The organism is Limnohabitans sp. Hippo4, from assembly GCF_003063605.1.
GTDB lineage: Bacteria > Pseudomonadota > Gammaproteobacteria > Burkholderiales > Burkholderiaceae_C > Limnohabitans_A.
Genome location: NZ_NESE01000018.1, coordinates 1 through 766, shown reverse-complemented (window position 1 = coordinate 766; position 766 = coordinate 1). Strand labels below are relative to the sequence as shown.

Genomic DNA, 766 nt, shown 5'->3' with positions numbered 1-766 from the left:
CGGTGACCGGTTTAAGCGGCCAGGCTGTAGAACTGCTCAGCAGCTGAAACGCTTGCACCCTTGGGGCAGTTCATCTGCCCCTTGGCGATCATGTGCATGGTCTCGATGCCTGCAATCAGGCGCCGCGCCGTGTGGAAAGTTTTCAACCCCAGCATGGGCCTGAGCCGGCGTTTGATCGCTCGGTGGTCCTGCTCTACGATGTTGTTCAGGTACTTGGACTGGCGCAACTCTATGTGCAGTCCGCTGTCCTCGATTAACCCTTTGACCGCGGCCGTGTTGGCTCCACTTTTATCGATCGTGATCTTCTCGGGAAGGTCATGCAGGCTGATGGCCCGTTCGAAGAACCGACGTGCCGCCGCCTCATCACGGCGGGCGGTCAGTAGGAAATCCACCGTCTGACCCAGCCGGTCCACCGCCCGGTACAGGCACTTCCATTGCCCGCTTACCTGAATGTAGGTCTCGTCCATCCGCCAGGAGCCTCCCACCGGGCGCTTGCGCTGGCGAAAGACTGCGGCGAGCACCGGCAATATCTTCAGCGCCCAGCGGTGAACGGTGGCATGGTCAACACCCACACCACGTTCGGCCATCATTTCTTCCAACTGCCGCAGGCTCAGCGGATAGGCCGCGTACCAGCGCACGCATACCAGCATGATCTCCAGCGGGAAATGCAATCGCTTGATCACCCGCCGCAGGGTGGAATTTGACAGTTGAAGTTGCAGTGGTGCCATCGCTCATTGTCCATCGACGGCCTTATTGCGACAGAACC

1 protein-coding gene is annotated in these 766 nt (G+C 59.8%); it reads right to left on the bottom strand.

Annotation, left to right across the window (positions count from 1 at the left end):
• Positions 1-11 precede the first annotated feature (11 nt).
• A complete protein-coding gene (locus tag B9Z46_RS15020; RefSeq protein ID WP_108257388.1) occupies positions 12-728 on the bottom strand; it encodes an IS6 family transposase in 717 nt (238 codons plus the stop codon).
• Positions 729-766 lie beyond the last annotated feature (38 nt).